Origin of the sequence: Halorubrum sp. SD683, from assembly GCF_002135045.1 — an archaeon.
Taxonomy (GTDB): Archaea; Halobacteriota; Halobacteria; order Halobacteriales; family Haloferacaceae; genus Halorubrum; species Halorubrum ezzemoulense.
This window is the reverse complement of sequence record NZ_NEWJ01000012.1, coordinates 16,509-34,935: the sequence shown is the minus strand read 5'-3', so window position 1 is coordinate 34,935 and position 18,427 is coordinate 16,509. Positions and strand designations below refer to the sequence as shown.

Here is an 18,427-nt window from a genome sequence, read left to right as displayed (position 1 = left end):
CGTCGAGGGCGAATCCGGGGTCGCGTTCGCCGTCACGGCGTCCGACCGTCGAGGCCGACCCGTCCGGAGCCGGACCGAAACGGCCGGAAGACGCACCGCCGCCGCCGCGACATATCTTCACGGAAGCTACCACGCCGATCGTGAACATAATGTACTACCATAATAATCTTCCTGTTGAAATCCGGACATCGGCGCGAATGAAAAAGTCTAGTATATAAATAAATCGGCGCTGGCAGGGATTACACTACTTGAATATCCGTGATAGTTATGCGTGGGGCACCTCGGGAGGTAAAGTAAAGTGGTCGGGGTCCAAGTGGCTCGCATGGACAGACAAGTGGACGTCGTCGTCGTCGGTGGGGGCTCGACGGGGTGCGGCGTCGTCAGGGACCTGGCGCGACGGGGGCTCGACGCGGTCCTCGTCGAGAAGGGGAACCTGACGCACGGCACGACCGGACGGATGCACGGGCTCCTCCACAGCGGGGGCCGCTACGCGGTCTCGGACCAGAAGAGCGCGGAGGAGTGTATCGAGGAGAACCGAGTTCTCCGCGACATCGCGGCCCACTGCGTCGAGGAGACGGGGGGAATGTTCGTCAAGCGACCCGAGGACTCCGAGGAGTACTTCCAGGAGAAGCTGGAGGGATGTAAGGCGTGTAACATTCCCGCCGAGGTGATCGACGGCGAGGAGGCGCGCCGTCGCGAGCCGTACCTCGCGCGCGATGTCGAGAAGGCGATCGCCTTACCAGACGGCGCGATCGACCCGTTCCGGCTCTGCGTGTCGAACGCTGCGGACGCCCGCGAGCATGGCGCGCGAATCGAGACCCACGCACCGGTGACCGACGTGCTCGTCGAGGACGGCGAGGTCGTCGGCGTCGAGATCGAACACGAGACGGGACCGGGGAAGCGCGTCCACCGCGAGCCGGGGACGACCGAGGAGATCCGCGCGCGGCACGTCGTCAACGCGACCGGCGCGTGGGCGGGGAACGTCGGCGAGATGGCTGGCGTCGACGTGGAGGTGCGCCCCTCGAAGGGCGTGATGACGGTGATGAACACCCGGCAGGTCGACACCGTGATCAACCGCTGTCGGCCGAAGGGCGACGCCGACATCATCGTCCCCCACGAGACCGCCTGTATCCTCGGCACGACCGACGAGGAGGTCGACGACCCCGAGGACTACCCCGAGGAGGACTGGGAGGTCGACCTGATGATCGAGACGCTCTCGGAGCTCGTGCCGGCGCTCGAAGACGCCCGCACGCTCCGCTCGTTCTGGGGGGTCCGCCCGCTGTACGAACCCCCGGGGACCGGCACCGAGGACCCGACCGACATCACGCGCGACTACTTCCTCCTCGACCACGGCGACCGCGACGACCTTCCGGGGATGACGACCATCGTCGGCGGGAAGCTCACCACCTACCGGATGATGGCCGAGTCCATCTCCGACCACGTCTGCGAGACGCTCGGCCACGAGGCGACCTGCGACACCGCCGAGGCGCCGCTGCCGGGATCCGAAGACCCGGCGCGCATGGAGGAGCTGATGGACGAGTTCGGGCTCCGGTCGCCCGTCGCGCGGCGCTCGGGCCAGCGGCTCGGCTCCCGGGCCGACGACGTGCTCGACGAGTACGACCCGAACCCGATCGTCTGTAACTGCGAGAGCGTGACCCGCGCGGAGGTCCAGGACGCTGTCGACGACGCCGGCTCCGACCTCAACGCGGTCCGGCTGCGGACCCGCGCCTCGATGGGGAACTGCCAGGGCGGCTTCTGTACGCACCGCATCGCGTCGGAGCTCGCCGAGGAGTACCCCGAGCCGGTCGTCCGCGACGCGGAAGACGAGCTGTACCAGGAGCGCTGGAAGGGCCAGCGCCACGCGCTGTGGGGCGAACAGCTCTCGCAGGCGATGCTGAACCACCTGCTCCACGCGACCACGATGAACCGCGACGGCGACCCCGCGAACCTCGACGGCGAGGTGGACTTCGGCGCGTTCGACGCGGGCGCCGACGCGCCGGGCGCCGACGGCTCCGGCGGCGACACGGGGACCGCGGCCGCAGACGGTGGCCGCGCAAGCGACGACGCGGCGACCGACGGGGGCCGCGCAAGCGACGACGCGGCGACCGACGGGGGCCGCGCAAGTGACGACGCGGCCACCGACGGAGGGCGCTGATGGCGATAAACAGCGACGTGCTCGTGATCGGCGGCGGCCTCGCCGCGATCACGGCCGCGGTTTCGGCCGCCCGCGAGGGCGCGGACGTGCGGCTCGTCTCGCACAAGTCGAGCACGCTGCGGCAGGCCTCCGGGCTGATCGACGCGCTCGGCTACGTCCCGGCGACCGAGCCCGCGAACCCGCTCCGGGACGGGCCGCCGACCGCGGGCCGGAACCTCGACCGCGACGAGTGGCCGGACCCGGAGGGGCCGCTCGCCGACCCGTTCGAGGGGATCGACCGGCTCCCCGAGTCGCACCCGTATCGGGTCGTCGGGAGCGACGCGCTCCGGGAGGGGCTCGACCTCTTCGACGACCTCGCGGGCGACGCGTACCGCGGCGGCCACACCGACCGCAACGCCCTCGTCCCGACGTTCGGCGGCGCGGTGAAGCCGACGGCGCGCTACCCCGCGGCCGCCGAGGCGGGGCTCGCGAGTGACGACCGCCCGATGCTGGTCGTCGGGTTCCGGTCGCTCACGGAGTACGACGCGCGCGCCTTCGCGGGGCGGCTCGAGGCCGCGGGCGTGCCGTTCGACGCCGCGGGCGCGGAGGTCGAGTTCGCGGAGGCGTTCCGCGCCGACGCGAAGATCACCCGGCTCGCGAAGGCGCTCGACCACGACGAGGAGATAGACGGCGTCCCCGCCCGCGAGGCGCTCGCGAAGGCGGTCGCGCCGCACCTCCACGACGTGGTCGACGAGGCAGGCGGCGTCGACCGCGTCGAGCGGGTCGGCTTCCCCGCGTTCCTGGGCGACGACCGGGGCGAGGAGGTCCGCGAAGAACTCGCTGACCGGCTCGGCGCCGACGTGTTCGAGATCCCGATGGGCCCGCCGAGCCTCCCCGGCCTGCGGCTCGAAGACCGCCTGTTCGACGCGCTCGACGCCGAGGGCGTCCGGTTCGAGACCGGGAACCCCGTCGTCGGCGTCGAGTCCGCGACCGACGGTCGCGTGGAGACGGTCGCGGTCGATCGGAAGGGTCGCACGGCGCCGTACGGCGCCGACGCGTTCGTGCTGGCGACCGGCGGGCTCGTCGGGAAGGGGCTCGACTCCGACCGGGAGGGGGTCCGGGAGCCCGTCCTCGACCTCCACGTCGACCAGCCGGACGACCGGTACGAGTGGTTCGTCGACGACGCGTTCGGCGACCAGCCGTACGCGCGGTTCGGGGTCCGGCCCGACGAACGGTGTCGCCCCACGGACGCCGAGGGAACGGTACAGTACGAGAACGTGTTCGCGGCCGGCGGCGTCGTCGGCGGCGCGGACGCGGCGCGGGAGAAGTCCGCGAGCGGGGTGTCGCTCGCGACCGGCCTCGCGGCCGGGCGACAGGCGGCGACGGAGGCGAACCAATGACACGACACACGGACGACGACGGAGACGCGGGGGAGTCGAACGAGGCGACCGAGTCGAGCGACGGCGGCTACGAGGGGCCGACGCCGGGCGTCCCGGAGTCCGGCCGCGACGAGCAGCCGTCGGTGTTCGTCCCCGACGAGGGGGAAGTCGCGGAGACGGACGCGACCGCGGGCGACCGCGCCGCAACCGACGGCGGCGTCGAAAGCGCCTCGGCCGGAGCGGATTCGACCGAGCTCGACCCGGACGCGTACGACCCGGTCGACGTGTTCCCCGGCGGCGACCTCGACCTCCGCGAGGGGGCCGACTCCTGTTACAAGTGTACGAGCTGCGATACCTCCTGCCCGGTGGCTGAGGTCGACGACGAGTTCCCCGGGCCGAAGTTCCAGGGCCCCGAGCAGTGGCGGCTCAAACGGAAGGACGACCACGACATCGACGAGTCGATCACCTCCTGTTCGAACTGTATGCGCTGTGACGACGCCTGCCCCTCGGGAGTGCCGCTCTCCCAGATGCACAACGAGGCCCGCGGGCAGTTCGTCGAGCGCCAGATGGAGAAGCTCTCCGTCGAGTACATCCGGAATCGGGTGTTAGCGAACTACCGCACCTCGGCGAGCCTCGCGAGTATGTTCCCCCGGACCGCATCGTTCGCGATGAACTTCGGCCCCGCGCGGTGGGCGATGGAGAAGGTTATGGGGATCCCGAAGGAGCGCGACTTCCCCGAGTTCGCCACGGAGACGTTCCGCGAGTGGTGGAAGGCGCGCGGCGGCGCACAGGTGGAGAACCCCGACAAGCGCGTGGCGTACTTCCACGGCTGCTACTCCAACTACAACACGCCCGAGGTCGGCAAGGCGTTGGTCTCAGTCTACGAGCACTTCGGCTACGAGGTGATGGTCCCGCCCCAGAAGTGCTCGGGCACGCCGATGTTCGCGAACGGGATGCTGAAGGACGCCCGCCGCCACGCGGAGACGAACGTCGAGAACCTCGTCGAGGCCATCGCCGACGGCGCGGACGTGATCGCCTCCTGTACCTCCTGTTCGCTGTCGCTGCGCCAAGAGTACCCCGAGCTGTTCGACCTCCACGGGATCGACGACGTCGCCGAGCACACCTTCGAGGCGCTGGAGTACCTCCGCATCCACGAGGACCTAGAGGAGGCGCTCGACGAGGCCGGCGGGCTCGACGACGAGCGCGCCTTCGCGTATCACGCGCCGTGTCACGCCCGGAATCAGGGGCTTTCCCGGCAGGCAGTCGAGACGTTCCGCGACGTCGACGGCGTGAAGATGGAGGACGTCGGCGACTCCTGTTCCGGCATCTCCGGCACCTACGGCTGGAAGGAGGAGAAGTACGAGAAGTCGATGGAGATCGGCGCGGAGATGTTCGAGCACATGGAGGACGCCGAGGGCGAGGTCGGGATGACCGAGTGCCCGACCTGCGCGATGCAGATGGAACACGGGACCGGCTACGAGATCGAACACCCGCTCCAGCTGCTCGAGGACGCGCTGGGAGCGTAAGGTCCCGTCGCTCCGCCCCCGCGCCGGACCCGACTCGGCACGTCGCGGTTTCCCCGCTCACCGGTGGTTATCGGACGCGATAACTGTGCGAGAATCCTTATGAGGAGGACACGCCCACACCGGTACACGTGACACTCGAACAGTTTCTCGATCGCTTCGACGGCCCCGAGCGCTCCGTCGTCATCGTCAACCGGACCGACCCGGACCCCGTGCTGAACATGCTCGTGGACACGTTCGGCGACGACGCGGTGGGAGTGGTCGACGGCCGCGTGATCACCGGCTCGGGCGATCGACGAGTCACCGACGGCGCGGGGCCAGCCGGAGCCGCGAGCCGCGAGCGGACGCACGGTCTCACCGCCCGAGAACTGGCGACGACCGGCGTGCTCGACGATGACACCGGGACCGTCCCCTCCCTCGACGTCGAGGTGCTTCGCCGCCACGACGACGTTCCGTTCGACGGCGGCGACCCCGACGAGATCGAGAACCTCGTGCTGCTCATGGAGGGCGGCGAGGTGGTCGCCGGCTCGACGCTCGCCGAACTCGGCGACGCGGTGCTCTTCGTCAACTCGGACCTGTACGTCACCGGCAGCCGGTCCCTCGGCGACGTCGATCTCCCGTCGGTGATAAGCGGCCTCGGCGACGCGACGTTCACGCTCCGCGGGTATCCCGAATCGAACCGACAGAAGCTGCTCCTCATCACCATCTCGCGGTTCATCGAGCGCGCGGCGTGGGCCGCCGGCGACGGCACCCTGCGCTCGTCGTTCCAGCGGCTCTCGCGGATCGACGACGAGGTCGGCACGCGGAACGTCTACGAGCGCGTCACCGAGACCGCCGTCGACACGCACCTCTACGGGGTCCCCGACAGGCTCCCGGCGGACCTCGACGCCGTGATCCACGCCGGGAACGACCCGGACTTCACAGATAGCTGGTTCGTGGTGTACCGGCCGCCGGAGGGACCGCACTCGGCCGCGAGCGACCCGAGTAGCGACCTCAAGCGCGGTGTCGAGGGCGGCGTCGGACTCCTCGCGGTCGAGACGGAGCCGCGAGTCTGGCGCGGGCTGTGGACGTTCGACGCCGACCGGATATCGCGGGTGAACCGGTACATCGAGCGGAACCTATAGCCTCGGTTACCATTTCTCACCGCGGGAGCCGCTCGTATCCAACCCGTGCGTTCATATTCTCGGAGCGGTGACGGGCGGCCATGTTCACGGAGCGGTCCGGTCTCCTCGACGACGGACGCCCGATGCGCGGATACGGGGTCGCGGTGACGCCCGGCCGCGACGGACCGCTCGTCTTCGTCGCCGGCTACGGCGAGCCGAATCGGCTGTACGCCCGGAAGGACGGCCGCTACGTCGACACCGCCTGCGGGATCGTCGCCGACGGGACGCGCCACGGGATGGGCGTGTGCGCGGCCGACCTCGACGCCGACGGCTGCGAGGAGGTGTACGTCCACAACTGCGCGCGCGGCGTCGACGGCGGCGACCCCGACCTCCTCTTGAGCCGACTGGAGGCCGACCGGTACCGCTGGACCGACGTGTTCGCGCGGGAGGTGAACGCCGACCGCCTCGACGTCCGTGCGGGCCGGTCGGTCGCGGCGCTCGACCGACTGGGGACCGGCCGGTACGGCGTCGCGGTCTCGGGCTACGCCGCCCCGCTCGCGTTCTACGAGCTCGGCGACGACGGCGAGGTGACCGACATGGCCGAGGCGGTCGGGCTGGAGGTCGACGGCGGCTGTCGGTCGCTGCTCGCGGTCCCGTACCGCTCCCGCGAGGGCGACCTGTTCGCGGGCGTCGAGGGGGGACCGAACCGGCTGTTCAGCAACCGCGACGGCCACTACGACCGCACGGACGGCGGTCCCGCCCTCTCCGATCCCAGCGGCGACACCCGCGGCGCGGCGGTCGTCGACGAGGGCGGGACGTTCGCGCTCGCGGTCGGCAACGAGGCCGCGCCCAGCCGCCTCCTGCGCTGTTCGCCGGCGGGCGGCTACGACGACGTGGCCCCCGCCCCGCTCCGCGAGGTGGGCGCGGTCCGGACGGTCGTCGCCGCGGACTTCGACAACGACGGGCGCGAGGAGCTCTTCTTCAACGTCTGCGGCGCGGAGAACCGGCTGTTCGAGCGCGTCGACCGCCCGGGCGAGCCGCCGGGGTGGGAGCCCGTCCCGCTCGGGCCGGCCGCGGAGCCGGACGGGTTCGGCACCGGCGCGGTCGCGGCCGACGTCGACGGCGACGGGGCCCTCGAACTCCTCGTCGTCCACGGCGAGGTCGCCGCGCAGCCGGTGACGGTGTACGGCGCCACGGACGCGCCCGACGCCGGCTGGCTCCGCGTGCGCCCGACGACGCGGCAGGGCGCGCCGGCGCGCGGCGCGGTCGTCACGCTGGAGACCGCCGACGGCGTCCAGCGGCGGGCGATCGACGCGGGCGGCGGCTGTCTCTGTCAGACGGAGCCGGTCGCGCACTTCGGGCTCGGCGGCGCGAAGCCGCTGCGCGTGGACGTGCGGTGGCCCGACGGCCGCGAGCGGACCGTCGTCGGGCCGAGCCCCGACCGAGAGATCACCGTCGAACACCCGTCGCGCAGGGCGACCGACCGCGACGCACGAACGAGGCGGTAGCTGCCGGACCCGTCCCGCCGAGGGTCGGGCGTCGTCGTGGCCAGAACTGCCGCCCTTCGCGGGTTCAAGTGCCCCCGGACGTACGGGGAGGTATGGTAGATCCGACCTCGGACCTCGAGGAGGACGTCGACGAGGAGTCCGCGCCCGGGTGCGCCACGTGCGGCCAGCCGGCGCTGGGGAGCGGTCGTCGAACGATCACGTGGGTCGACGGCGACGACATCGTCCACCGACACTTCTGCTCGGAGTCGTGCCGCGAGGAGTGGGACGACGAGCGGCCGTCTGCGGGAGGGTAGCCGGGTCGGCGCGGGGGCGCCGCGACCGGACGCCGCGGTTCATTGCGGCGAAGACGGCGGCGGGAGGCTTTTTGCCCGCGGGGGTGGTAGCGTCCGGTATGATATCGCTCGACGAGGCCGTGACGGCCCGACTGGAGTCACACGGGGAGCGCTTCGAGGTCCTGATCGACCCCGACGCCGCGCTCGCGATCAAGCGCGGCGAGTTCGACGGTGACTTAGAGGAGGTCATCGCCGCGGAGGACGTCTTCGAGAACGCCTCGCGGGGCGACCGACCGGCAGAGGAGGATTTAGAGACCGTCTTCGGCACCACTGATCCGCTCTCGATCATTCCGGAGGTCGTCGAGCGCGGGGAGATACAGATCACCGCCGAGCAGCGCGCGGAGATGCAAGAGCGGAAGCACAATCAGCTGGTGACCACCATCACGCGCAACGCCGTGAACCCGCAGATGGACGACTCGCCGCACCCGCCCGAGCGGATCGAGCGCGCGCTGGATGAGGCCGGGTTCCAGATCGACCCGATGGAAGCGGTAGAGAACCAGGTCGACGACGCGCTCGACGCGCTGCGACCGGTGATCCCGATCCGGTTCGAGGAGGTGACGATGGCGGTCCAGCTCCCGGCCGACTACGCCGGGTCCGGACAGGCGCAGATCCGGGAGTTCGGCGATCTTGAGCGCGAGGAGTGGCAGAACGACGGCTCCTGGGTTGGGGTACTCACCTTCCCGGCCGGGCTCCAGAACGACCTCTACGACCTCGTCAACGAGGTCACTTCGGGCGAGGGCGACGCCCGCGTGATCAAGGACAAAGACGAACTCCGGACCCGGTAACGGGTCCTGACGGCCCGGCGACGGCGACCGCGCCCGGAGAGCGACCGCAACGCCGACCGCGCTCGCGACACCGACCACGACGCGGACCGCGACTCTGCCCGTCGCCGCAGTTTCACCGCCTCCGAGAGGTTGATGTCCGCGGGGCGCGGTCTCGTATCGCATGCACCCACGCGCGGCGGAGTTCGAACGGCGGGCTCGGGAGCGGTACGGCGTCGAAATCGACGTGCTGGAGTTCGACGCCGGCACGGAGACAGCGGCCGCGGCGGCCGACGCGCTCGACCGCGAGACGGGCGCGATCGCGTCGACGATCGTCGTCTCGCTCTCCGGCGGCGACCGAGACGGAAGCCTCGTCGCCGCGATCACGAGCGGCGCGAACCGGCTTGACCTCCACGCCGTCGCCGACCACTTCGACGCCGACGGCGCCGAGATGGGCGACCCGGGGCGCATCCGCGAGGTCGTCGGCTGGAGCATCGGCGGCGTGCCGCCGATCGGCCACGACGCCGCGCTCCCGACGGTGTTCGACCCGACGCTCACCGAGTACGACACCGTGTACGGCGCCGCCGGGACGCCGAGCGCGGTGTTCGCGGTCGACCCCGAGACGCTCGCCGACCTCGCGGACGCCGCGGTCGTCGACCTCACCGAATGAGGCGGCGTCGCGCCGGGCCCGACGCCGCTCCGACTCCGGCGTTGTTAATCGACGGTCGGTTTCGGGGGCGAGATTATTAAGACTGAGTTATGAAATAATAACTTTTTTCTATTAATCTACGCTACAGATCGGTATGACTCACTCACGGCGGTCGGTGCTGCGGCGCGGTGCCGGGTTGGCGGTCGCGGGAACGGCGGCGTCGCTCGCGGGGTGTGCCGGGAACGGTGGCGGCGGCTCCGAGGGGTTCGAGTCCGGGTACGCCGCGTTCTTCACGCTCAACGACTGGGCCAACGAGGTCGCGGGCGACAACGCGAGCTTCGAGGACCCGGTCGACGTGGGCCAGCTCGGCCACGGGTGGACGCCCGACGGGACCCTCGCGGCGGACGTCGCGGCGACGGACGCGTTCGTCTACCTCGACGGTCCGGAGTTCGCGTGGGCGCAGGACCTGGCGGCGACGCTGGAGAGCGACTACGACACGGTCGCCACGGTCGACGTGCTTGACGGGCTCGAAGGCGATCTGCTCGAGTGGAACCACTCTCACGGGGAGAGCCACGACGGGGAGAGCCACGACGAGGAGGGCCACGACGAGGGGGACCACGACGGGGAGGGCCACGATGAGGGAGACCACGACGGGGAGGGCCACGATGAGGGAGACCACGACAACGGGACCCGGTACGACCCCCACGTCTGGACGGACCCGGTCCTCGCGGCCGAGATGGTCGACACGATCGCGACCGGGCTGGGCGAGGCGGACCCGGACAACGCCGAGGCGTACGCCGCCAACGCCGAGGCGTACGCCGCGGATCTGGACGCGATCGACGACGCCTTCCGGTCGATCGCCGAGGACGCCGCGCGCGACGTGGCGGTGTTGGCGGGCCACAACTCTTTCCAGTACCTGGAGGCGCGCTACGGGTTCCGGCTCCGCTCGCCGGTGGGCGTCTCGCCGCAGAACGAGCCGACGCAGTCGGAGATCGCCGACACGATCGACCTCGTCGACGCGGAGGGGATCGACGTGGTGCTGTACGACCGGTTCCAGTCGCCGCGGCTCGCCGAGTCGATCGTCGAGAACAGCGGCGCGACGGAGGCGGTCCCCGTCACGCCGGCCGGGGGGACGACGCGGGAGTGGAACGACGCCGGGTACGGCTACCTCGAACAGATGACCGAGATCAACGTCCCGGCCTTCGAGCGGGCGTTCGAGGCGCAGTGACCGGCACGGTCGCCGGCGCGCCGAGCGACGCCCCGACCCGGCGGCGCGGCGACGGAGTAAAAGAGCTAAACGTGCGGCCGGTCCAGATGGGGCACACGAAGTGACCGCGATCGTCGACCTCGACGGCGTGACGTTCTCCTACGGCGACACCGTCGCCGTGAGAGACGTCTCTCTCACCGTCGAGGAGGGCGACTTCCTCGGGCTCGTCGGACCGAACGGCTCCGGGAAGACGACGCTGCTCCACCTCATGCTCGGCCTCCACGAGCCCGACGAGGGGTCCGTCGAGCTGTTCGGCCGGCCGGTCGACGAGTTCGACGACGGCGGCCGGATCGGCTACGTCTCCCAGAAGGCGACGAGCCGCGGCGGCGCGATGCCCGTCACCGTCCGTGAGTGCGTCACGATGGGGCGGTTCGCGCACGCCGGGCGAGGGCGGCTCTCCGCGGCCGACCGCGCCGCCGTCGCGGACGCCATCGAGACGGTCGGGGTCGGGGACCTGGCCGACCGGCTCGTCTCGGAGCTGTCCGGCGGGCAGAAGCAGCGAGCGTACATCGCTCGCGCCCTCGCGAGCGACGCGGACCTGCTCGCGCTCGACGAGCCGACGGTCGGCGTCGACGCCGAGTCGCGCGACGCGTTCTACGCCCTCCTCGACGAGCTCAACGAAGACGGGATTACGATCATCCTCATCGAACACGACATCGGCGTCGTCACCGACCGCGCGGACCGCATCGCCTGTATCAACACCGAGCTGTACCACCACGGGGACACGGAGTCGTTCGTCGAGAGCGACGCCCTCGCGGAGGCGTACGGCGCGACCGGACAGGTCGTCCACCACCACCACTGATGACCGGGGAGACATCGGCCGACCGGGAGCGGGAGCGTCCGCGTCCGGACCGGACCGGCCGCGAACGAGGACTCCGCCGGACCGCGGAGCTCGCCGGGATCGGGCTCACGGGCGTCGTCGCGGCGGTCATGCTCTCGTTCCTCCTCCTCTACTGGACGCAGGACCTGCCGGTGGCGAGCGAGCTGTACGCCGCGTTCCGCTCGATGGGGCGCGCGATGGACGCCGCGTTCGGGACGAACGTCTTCCGACACCCGATCATGTGGCAGTCGATGGCGGTTGGCGTGCTCGTCGGGGTGGTCGCCCCGCTCGTCGGCTCCTTCCTCGTCCACCGCGAGATGGCGCTGATCGGCGAGACGCTCGCGCACACCGCGTTCGCCGGGGTCGCCGTCGGGATCCTCGTCACCTCCTCGACGGGGTGGAACGGCTCGCTGCTGCTCGTCGCGCTCGCGGTCGGCATCCTCGGGGCGCTCGGGGTCCAGTGGCTCACCGAGCGCACCGACGCGTACGGCGACGTACCCATCGCGATCATGCTCAGCGGGAGCTTCGCGGTCGGGACTCTGATCATCAGCTACGGCGACGGGCTCACCGGCGTGAACATCCAGGGGTACCTGTTCGGGAACCTCGCGGTCGTCACGCCGGAGGGCGCGCGCCTCATGGGGGCGCTCTCGCTGATCGTCGTCGCAGGCGTTGCGCTGACGTACAAGCAGCTCCTCTTCATCACCTTCGACGAGCAGGCCGCGCGGGTCGCCCAGCTGAACGTCACCGGCTACAACACCCTGCTCGTCGTGCTGACCGCGGTCGTCGTCGTCGGCGCGATGCAGGTGCTCGGCGTCATCCTCGTCGCGGCGATGCTCGTCGTCCCCGTCGCGGCCGCCTCGCAGGTGGCCCGGAGCTTCCGCGAGACGATGTACCTCGCCGTCATCTTCGGCCAGCTGTCGGTGATCGGCGGCTTCGCCGTCTCGATCGGACTCGGCCTCCCCTCCGGGGGGTCGATCGTCGTCACGGCCATCGCGGTGTACCTCGGCAGCATCGTCGGCTCCGGCTCCTCGGTGAAGGCGATCTCGTCGCACGGTTGACGGGTCGGACCGGCGGGCTCGGAGGCCGCAGGCGGCGGTCGTGCGCGGCTCGCGTCCGGTTTCCACAGACCCTTATGTCGCGGCCGCGACCGACGGATATGGGAGAGACAGAAACCTACACGGTCACCGGTCCCGACGGTGACGAGGAGTCGTTCGAACTGCCCGCCGGCCTCGTCGACGTGCTCAGCGAGCAGGGCGAGGCCGCGACCGCCGTGGTCTCAGACGTCGTCGTCCAGGCGATGGCCCAGCAGGCGCACGTCATCGTCCACCACAGCGAGGGCGACGTGCCCGAGGACATCGCGGAGATGAACGAGACGGCCGCGGAGCTGTTCGAGGAGCGGTTCGGGCAGTCGCTCGAAGACGCGCTCGGCCACTCGCACTGAGCGGGTCCGACGCGCCCCGGCACCCGAACGAGTTCGTCCGACCGGCCGCTTAAGCCGGTCGAGTCCCTACATTTTCGTATGTCTACTGACCCGGACGGCGCGGACGCGCCGGTGCTGATCTTCGACGGCGACTGCCCGTACTGCTCGGTCGCCGCCGTCGCGCTCCGCCGGCTCGAGGGCGTCGTCGCGGTCCCGTGGGAGGCCGACCCGGTCGGCCCGTTCCTCGACGCGCAGTTCGGCTCGCGCCCGTTCGCGATGGTGCTCGTCGACCCGGTCGAGCGGCGGGTGTACGCGGGGCGGTCGGCCGCCGAGGAGCTGGCCGACCGCGCGGGAACGCCGGGCATCGTCGGCGGGCTCGTGCGCGACAACTACGACCGCATCGCCGACGTCGTCGGGACGCTGTCCGGCCGGGGCCGCGACCCCGCGGACGTCCACGACACCTACCGACTGGACGACGACGCGGGCGAGATGGTCGGGTCGCTCCGGGCGGCCGCCGACGAGGCGCCGACCGCGCTGTCGTGAGCGCGACCGGGACCGGGTCGCGGCCGGCGGGGAACGGATGACCGACGCCGACGGCGGCAGCTACACCCTCATCGTCGCCCTTGCGGCCGACGCCACGCTGTCGGCGGGCGCGCTCGGCGAACACCGTCTCCCGGCCGGCGCGTACGCGTACACGGGCAGCGCGCTCGGCGCCGGCGGGTTCTCGCGGGTCGACAGGCACCGGCGGACGGCGCGGGGCGACCACGACGTCCGCCACTGGCACGTCGACTACCTGCTCGGTCACCCGGCCGCGCGGATCGACCGCGTCGTGCGGAGCCTCGGCGTCGACGTCGAGTGTCCGGTCGCGGAGCGCCTACCCGCCGGCCCGGTAGACGGGTTCGGCGCCTCCGACTGCGACTGTCCGAGTCACCTCGCGGCAGGCGACGGGTCCGAGGCGGCCGAGGTGAGCGGACCCGACCGCGACGCGCTCGACGGCCTCGCGGAGCGCGCGCTGGCGGCGCACGAGGCCGCGGTCGCGGCCGCCGCCGACCCGGACGCGACCGTCGAGGTCGTCGCGGGCTCGGGAGAGTAACGGGCCGTGCGGTCGGCGGTCGTGCCGGTTCACGGGGCTGGAGGTCGTGTCGGTCTGCGCGGTCAGAGGTCGTACCGGTTCACGACCTGTCGCAGCTGCTCCTCGCGCCCGTTCATAGCGTCCTCGCGGAGCGCTTCCTCGTCGGCGGTCGGACAGTCGAGGTCGGGGACCGGCGTGGGGCGCCCGTCGTCGTCGAGCGCGACGAACGTGAAGTAGGAGGTGGTGGTCCGGCGCGTCTCGTCCGTGCGGGGATTCTCCGCGCGCACGTCGACCTTCACGTCGACGCTCGTCCGGCCGGTGTTGAACACGTATCCCTCGACGATCGCGACCTCGCCCATCTCGATCGGGGAGATGAAGTCGACGTGGTCCATCGACGCGGTGACCACCTGTCGGTTCGAGAACCGCATGCCGGCGATGGCGCCGCAGATGTCCATCCAGTGGAGCACGGCGCCCCCGAGCGCCCGGCCGAGGTTGTTCGTGTCGTTCGGGAGGAGCATCTCCGTCATCTCCGTGTGCGAGGAGGCGAGCGTCGCGGTCTCGTCCATGCCCGTGGTGGGAGATGCGGCAACTTGAACGACGGGCTTCGGCGCGGGCCCGCCGCCCGCCGAGTCCGGGGCCCCGGGCTCAGCGCTCCTCCGATGGGTCGCCGTCGCCGCTAAACTGGACCGAGTCGGGCGGTCGCCCCGCTTCGTCTATCACCTCGTCGGTGACGACGATCGGACAGTCGAGGCGCACGGCGAGCGCGAGCGCGTCGGAGGGACGGGCGTCGAAGACGAACCGCTCCGGCTCGCCCTCCTCGTAGCGCTCGGCGTCGACCTTCGCGTAGAAGGTGCCGTCGCGGAGGTCGTCGACGCGGACGCGGTCGATGGCGCCGCCGAACTCCGTGAGGATGTCAACGAGCAGGTCGTGCGTGAGCGGTCGGTCGAACGGTTCGCCCTCCAGCGCCATACCGATCGATCGGGCCTGGTCGCCGCTGACGAATATCGGGACGTACTCGTCGCGCGCGGAGAGGATCACCGCCGGGACGTCGCCGCTCGGCGCAGACCCCGCACCGACCCCGACGACCTCGGCTTCGTGTTCCATATCGGAACGTGGTGACGGCCGCTTGAATAGCTGTCCCACGCGCGTCCCGTTCGGTCCGCGACCCCCGCCGCCCTAGCTCGACGCTCGGTACCAGTACGCCCACGCCAGCGTGAAGACGAGCGCGGCGGCGACGAAGAAGACGACCCCCGGCTCGACGAGCGAGACCGCGTACTCCGCGAGCGGGTGGCCGACGAGGTCGACCGCACTGTCGGCGCCGTCGGCGGCGGTGTTCTGGTCGGGGACGCTCTCTATCGAGGGGCCGTCGGTGCTGGCCGTCCCAACGTCGTCACCGCCCGAGGCGCTCGTCCGCGGGTCCGCGAGCGAGCCGACTGCGAGGAGCCGCTGGGCGGCGACCGCGGCGAGTCCGATGATCCCGTACCCGCCGAGCAGACGCATGAGCGCGGTCTTGATCCCCGTCGACTCCTCGGAGCCGCCAGCGAACAGCACGAGCGGCTCGTCCGCTGCGGCGTACACGTCCATCTCGCGGCCCTTCTCCGAGTAGGCGGTGTCGACCACCTCCACGAGGTCGGCCTCGTCGAGCCGGGAGAGGTGGTACTGGACGTTCTGGAGCGAGGTGTCGACCTCGTCGGCGATCTCCGACTTCGTCGCCGGGCGGTCGTGGAGCGTCGAGAGGATCGCGCGCGCCGTCTCGGAGCCGAGGGCCGCGATGAGGTCGTCGGCCTCGTCGTCGTCGACGCCGACGACCCGGGGCTCGCGCTCCTCTGGCGTCGCGTCCGGCAGGGAGGGCAACAGCCGGGACATACGACATCCTGTGGCGCGTGAGGATACAAACTTGTTGGATCGTTGGGGACGGGTCGACCCCGCCCGAGCGGGAGCCGGGACCGACGCACAAACCCTAAACGCGGTGACCGAGTACGTCGGGTGATGACAGAGACGTCACGGGGGACCGACGACGAGGCACCCCCGTCGACCGACAGACCGCCGCGCACCGACGGCGGCGACCTCGACCGGGAGCCGGGCGGCGGACCCGCCGCCGACGGCGAGGGGAGCGTGACGGTCGTCGGGACCGCGCACGTGTCGGAGCGCTCCGTCGACGAGGTCGAGGAGACGATAGAGCGGGAACGCCCCGACGTCGTCGCGGTCGAGCTCGACGAGGGGCGCTACCGCCAGATGAACGGCGAGACGCCCGACGACCTCGACGCCGGCGACCTGCTCAGGGGGAACACGGTGTTCCAGTTCCTGGCGTACTGGATGCTCTCGTACGTCCAGACCCAGCTCGGCGAGCGGTTCGATATCGAGCCGGGCGCCGATATGAAGGCCGCCGTTGACATCGCCGAGTCGCTCGGCATCGACGTCGCCTTGGTCGACCGCGACATCCAGACCACGATCCAACGCTTCTGGGCCCGCATGACGATCACGGAGAAGCTCCGGCTCGTCGGCGGGCTCGCGTTCGGCGTCAGCGACCCGCGGGTCGCCGGCGCGATCGGCGGGCTCCTGGTCGGGATCCTCGCCGGGCCGGCCATCGGCCTCTTCGGCGGCGCCGTCGGGATCACCGACGCGATCCTGACGAGCGTCGCCGCGGGCGTCCTCGTCGCGCTCGGCGTCGGGATCGCCGTCGACCAGGTCGGCTCGCTCGCGCTCTCCCCGGACCAGCGGCTCTACGCCGCGGTCGGCACCGGGCTCTCGACCGGCGTCGCCGCCGGGGTCACCGGGGCCGCGAACGGACCCGTCTCGGCGTACCTCGGCGGGTTCCCCGTTGCGGCGATCGGGGGCTTCGGGATCGGGATCGGCCTCGGTCTCGTCGTCGGCGCCGTCCTCGCGATCGCGGTCAGCGGGTTCGGCGGCGGCGAGGTGGACCCGGAGGCCGGGGGTATCGAGGAGCTGGACGCCGCGGACCTCACCGACACGGACGTGGTGACGATGATGATGGAGGAGTTCCGGCAGTTCTCCCCGGGCGGCGCGGAGGCGCTCATCGACGAGCGCGACGCGTTCATCGCCCACCGGCTCGTCGCGCTCCGCGAGGCCGGGCACGACGTGGTCGCCGTCGTCGGCGCGGGCCACCAGGCGGGGATCGAGCGGTACCTCGCCGAGCCCGCGACCCTCCCGGCGATGGACGACTTGGTCGGCGAGGAATCGGGACGCGGGCTCCCCTGGAAGAAGGCGATCGGCTACGCGATCACCGTCGGCTTCGTCGGCTTCTTCCTCCTGCTGGCGCTCGGCGGCGCCGGCAACGCGTTCCTGCTCCGGCTGTTCGGCGCGTGGTTCCTGATCAACGGCGTCTTCGCCTTCGCCTTCGCGAAGGTCGCCGGCGCACGCTGGCTCTCGGCGGGCGTCGGCGGCGCCGTCGCGTGGATGACCTCGATCAACCCGCTGCTCGCGCCCGGCTGGTTCACCGGCTACGTCGAACTGCGGAGCCTGACCGTGAACGTGGCGGACATCGGCGCGCTCAACGACCTGCTCGGCGACGAGACGCGGTCGGTCGGCGAGTTAGTCTCCGCGATGCTCGACGTGCCGCTGTTCCGGCTCATCGTCGTCGTCGCGATGACGAACGTCGGTAGCATCGTCGCGAGCTTCCTCTTCGCGGCGTACGTCATCCCGGCGATGTTCGGCGCCGAGGTCGGCGGCGTCGACGAGGTCGGGCGGCTGCTCGTCGAGGGCGCGGTCAACGGCGCCGACCTCGTGCGCGGCGCCGTGGGGGGGATCGCATGAGCGGCGGCGCGACGTTCTCGGGGCGGCGAATCGCGGGGCTCTACTTCAGCGGCGCGGAGCTCCGCGACCTGCTCGTCGCGTGGCTCGCCTTGGGCGTGGCGTTCACCCTGTTCTTCGTCGGCGGCTCGGCCGGGATCGGTCGCATCCTCGCCGCGGGCGTGATCCCGCCGCTGTTCGTCGGGCTCGCGACCGCTGGGGTCGCCTTCCTCCTCCACGAGGTCGCGCACAAGGTCGTCGCGGTCCACTACGACCAAGTCGCGGAGTTCCGCGCGGACAACAGCATGCTGTTCCTTGCCGTGATGAGCTCGCTACTCGGGTTCATCTTCGCCGCGCCCGGCGCCGTCCACCACCGCGGGCGGCTGACGCCGCGGGAGCACGGGCATATCGCGCTCGCCGGCCCGGCCGTGAACCTCGGGCTGATGGCCGTGTTCTTCCCGCTGTTCGCGCTCGGCGGGCTCCTCGGCAGCGAACTCGTGACGATCCTCGGCGCGCGCGGCATCGCGATCAACGCGTTTCTCGCGGCGTTCAACCTCGTCCCGTACGGCCCGCTCGACGGGAAGACGGTGCTGTCGTGGAGCAAGCCGGTCTGGGCGGCCGTCTTCGTCCCCTCGGTCCTGCTCGCCGTCGGGCTCGTCTTCGTCGTCGGGCTCGGCTTCGGCGGCCCGTTCTGAGCCGCGGTCGGGCG

Annotated in this window: 19 protein-coding genes; 16 read left to right on the top strand and 3 right to left on the bottom strand. The window is 71.3% G+C overall.

Annotated features, from left to right (window positions below; translation table 11 throughout):
- The first annotated feature begins 322 nt into the window (after positions 1-322).
- From glpA to B9G49_RS05455, 14 genes are all read left to right on the top strand, one after another.
- Positions 323-2,155, top strand: coding sequence for an anaerobic glycerol-3-phosphate dehydrogenase subunit GlpA (glpA, locus tag B9G49_RS05520; protein WP_086215703.1), 1,833 nt, complete (start codon positions 323-325; stop codon positions 2,153-2,155).
- Positions 2,155-3,534, top strand: coding sequence for a glycerol-3-phosphate dehydrogenase subunit GlpB (gene glpB / locus B9G49_RS05515; protein ID WP_086215702.1), 1,380 nt, complete (start codon positions 2,155-2,157; stop codon positions 3,532-3,534). The genes glpA and glpB overlap by 1 nt, the downstream gene beginning before the upstream one ends.
- Complete coding sequence (locus tag B9G49_RS05510) at positions 3,531-5,039, top strand: anaerobic glycerol-3-phosphate dehydrogenase subunit C (protein WP_086215701.1); 1,509 nt, start codon at positions 3,531-3,533, stop codon at positions 5,037-5,039. The genes glpB and B9G49_RS05510 overlap by 4 nt, the downstream gene beginning before the upstream one ends.
- 128 nt (positions 5,040-5,167) lie before the next feature.
- The gene (locus tag B9G49_RS05505; RefSeq protein ID WP_086215700.1) at positions 5,168-6,160 is read left to right on the top strand and encodes a hypothetical protein; all 993 of its coding nucleotides are present in this window, start codon (positions 5,168-5,170) and stop codon (positions 6,158-6,160) included.
- 80 nt (positions 6,161-6,240) lie between these two features.
- Positions 6,241-7,647, top strand: a complete 1,407-nt coding sequence (locus B9G49_RS05500; RefSeq protein ID WP_086215699.1) for a CRTAC1 family protein — start codon at positions 6,241-6,243, stop codon at positions 7,645-7,647.
- 92 nt (positions 7,648-7,739) lie between these two features.
- Positions 7,740-7,940 carry a hypothetical protein gene (locus B9G49_RS05495; protein ID WP_049929846.1) on the top strand — a complete coding sequence of 67 codons (201 nt, stop codon included), beginning with the start codon at positions 7,740-7,742 and terminating at the stop codon, positions 7,938-7,940.
- Between the two features lie 98 nt (positions 7,941-8,038).
- On the top strand, positions 8,039-8,764 hold the full coding sequence (locus B9G49_RS05490; RefSeq protein WP_049929848.1) for a ribosome assembly factor SBDS: 726 nt from the start codon (positions 8,039-8,041) through the stop codon (positions 8,762-8,764).
- A 160-nt stretch (positions 8,765-8,924) separates the two neighbouring features.
- Entirely contained in the window at positions 8,925-9,410 is a 486-nt protein-coding gene (locus B9G49_RS05485; RefSeq protein ID WP_086215698.1) for a YbaK/EbsC family protein, read from the top strand.
- Between the two features lie 133 nt (positions 9,411-9,543).
- Positions 9,544-10,617 (top strand): metal ABC transporter solute-binding protein, Zn/Mn family, encoded by a 1,074-nt coding sequence (locus tag B9G49_RS05480; RefSeq protein WP_086215697.1) that lies wholly within the window; start codon positions 9,544-9,546, stop codon positions 10,615-10,617.
- A gap of 100 nt (positions 10,618-10,717) precedes the next feature.
- Positions 10,718-11,458, top strand: coding sequence for a metal ABC transporter ATP-binding protein (locus B9G49_RS05475; protein WP_086215696.1), 741 nt, complete (start codon positions 10,718-10,720; stop codon positions 11,456-11,458).
- Positions 11,458-12,534 carry a metal ABC transporter permease gene (locus B9G49_RS05470; RefSeq protein WP_086215695.1) on the top strand — a complete coding sequence of 359 codons (1,077 nt, stop codon included), beginning with the start codon at positions 11,458-11,460 and terminating at the stop codon, positions 12,532-12,534. Before B9G49_RS05475 ends, B9G49_RS05470 begins: the two co-directional genes overlap by 1 nt.
- A 98-nt stretch (positions 12,535-12,632) precedes the next feature.
- Positions 12,633-12,917, top strand: a complete 285-nt coding sequence (locus B9G49_RS05465) for a hypothetical protein (protein ID WP_049929859.1) — start codon at positions 12,633-12,635, stop codon at positions 12,915-12,917.
- A 78-nt stretch (positions 12,918-12,995) separates the two neighbouring features.
- Positions 12,996-13,439 carry a hypothetical protein gene (locus tag B9G49_RS05460; RefSeq protein WP_049929861.1) on the top strand — a complete coding sequence of 148 codons (444 nt, stop codon included), beginning with the start codon at positions 12,996-12,998 and terminating at the stop codon, positions 13,437-13,439.
- A 37-nt stretch (positions 13,440-13,476) separates the two neighbouring features.
- Entirely contained in the window at positions 13,477-13,989 is a 513-nt protein-coding gene (locus tag B9G49_RS05455; RefSeq protein WP_086215694.1) for a DUF123 domain-containing protein, read from the top strand.
- A 62-nt stretch (positions 13,990-14,051) separates the two neighbouring features.
- On the opposite strand, the gene B9G49_RS05450 is transcribed toward B9G49_RS05455, so the two are convergent.
- From B9G49_RS05450 to B9G49_RS05440, 3 genes are all read right to left on the bottom strand, one after another.
- Positions 14,052-14,534 carry an acyl-CoA thioesterase gene (locus B9G49_RS05450; RefSeq protein ID WP_049929865.1) on the bottom strand — a complete coding sequence of 161 codons (483 nt, stop codon included), beginning with the start codon at positions 14,532-14,534 and terminating at the stop codon, positions 14,052-14,054.
- 79 nt (positions 14,535-14,613) lie between these two features.
- A complete protein-coding gene (locus B9G49_RS05445) occupies positions 14,614-15,072 on the bottom strand; it encodes a bifunctional nuclease family protein (RefSeq protein WP_049929866.1) in 459 nt (152 codons plus the stop codon).
- A gap of 72 nt (positions 15,073-15,144) precedes the next feature.
- The gene (locus tag B9G49_RS05440) at positions 15,145-15,834 is read right to left on the bottom strand and encodes a winged helix-turn-helix domain-containing protein (protein ID WP_086215693.1); all 690 of its coding nucleotides are present in this window, start codon (positions 15,832-15,834) and stop codon (positions 15,145-15,147) included.
- A 123-nt stretch (positions 15,835-15,957) separates the two neighbouring features.
- Here B9G49_RS05440 and B9G49_RS05435 point away from each other — a divergent pair, with 123 nt between their 5' ends.
- Positions 15,958-17,742: a TraB/GumN family protein gene (locus B9G49_RS05435; protein WP_086215692.1), complete on the top strand. Its 1,785-nt coding sequence runs from the start codon at positions 15,958-15,960 to the stop codon at positions 17,740-17,742.
- A complete protein-coding gene (locus B9G49_RS05430) occupies positions 17,739-18,413 on the top strand; it encodes a metalloprotease (protein WP_086215691.1) in 675 nt (224 codons plus the stop codon). Before B9G49_RS05435 ends, B9G49_RS05430 begins: the two co-directional genes overlap by 4 nt.
- The last annotated feature ends 14 nt before the right edge of the window (positions 18,414-18,427 follow it).